This window comes from Bradyrhizobium sp. MI1.7, from assembly GCF_055811795.1.
In genome coordinates, this window is sequence record NZ_JBVVPO010000221.1 from 1 (window position 1) to 879 (window position 879).

1 protein-coding gene is annotated in these 879 nt (G+C 62.9%); it reads right to left on the reverse strand.

Annotated elements, in window-relative coordinates; translation table 11 throughout:
• Nucleotides 1–119: 119 nt before the first annotated feature.
• Nucleotides 120–590 carry a hypothetical protein gene (locus AC0L3X_RS47225; protein ID WP_473317624.1) on the reverse strand — a complete coding sequence of 157 codons (471 nt, stop codon included), beginning with the start codon at nt 588–590 and terminating at the stop codon, nt 120–122.
• Nucleotides 591–879: the final 289 nt, after the last annotated feature.

Genomic DNA, 879 nt, shown 5'->3' on the forward strand with positions numbered 1-879 from the left:
TGCCAGAACGTCTTGATCTCGTCTTCGGAGAGGACCCGGGTGCGGGGATGTTCGGGATCGAGTTTTGGCAGGTTGACGCAGGGGCTGGCGGTCACATAGTCGCGGCCTGCCTCCGCCGCCTAGGTGAACAGGCCCGAGGCCGCCTTGCGCATATGGCGCGCGTTGCTGACCGAGGGCTTGCCGAACTTGCCTGCGACGATGTCGTTCGAGAGTGTGGCGATGTCGTGCTTGGTGACCTCCATGGCCAGCTTCTTGCCGAGGCGTGGGCGGATGAGGCGGTCGAGGTGGCTCGCGGTGTTTTGCCAGCTTTCGAGCCGGGGGCGCATCTCGCCATCGGGCTTCTTGACCAACGTCTTCATCCACGCGATGCGCTCGTCGATGATCTCGGCGACGGTCTTGCCGCGCTTCGCCTTCGCAGCTTTCTGGTCGCGGAAGGTCTCGGCAAGCGCCTCGCCACCCCTGGCCCTGAGGCCGTAGACCTTGCTACGGGTGTCCTCGACCGTGAAGGTCTCAGCATTGTAGACGCCAAGCCAGCCGGTGCGTTGCTTGCCGGTCTCCCGGTCGGTGAACTTGAACGAGAAGGTTGCCACCCCGGGTCGTGGTGATGCTTACGTACAGACCAGGGCACTTACGGTCGTAGAGCTTGGTCCGTTTGGCAACGCGTTTCTCGCACATGCGGTCGGTCAGAATGACGCTGCTGTTGCGGCCCCGCTTGCCGGCGGGGGAGGGGGCAATGCTACTATCCATGTGGTTTCGGCTCCTAAGGCTTGAGACCAAAGGGCTCGGCATTGGGGCTTTCAGTTTGTCGTGCGGACGCTGAAAGGCTTAGGGCCGGGCCCTTATTTTGGTGAAGCCCGCTGAAACAGCCCGCATCAGGCT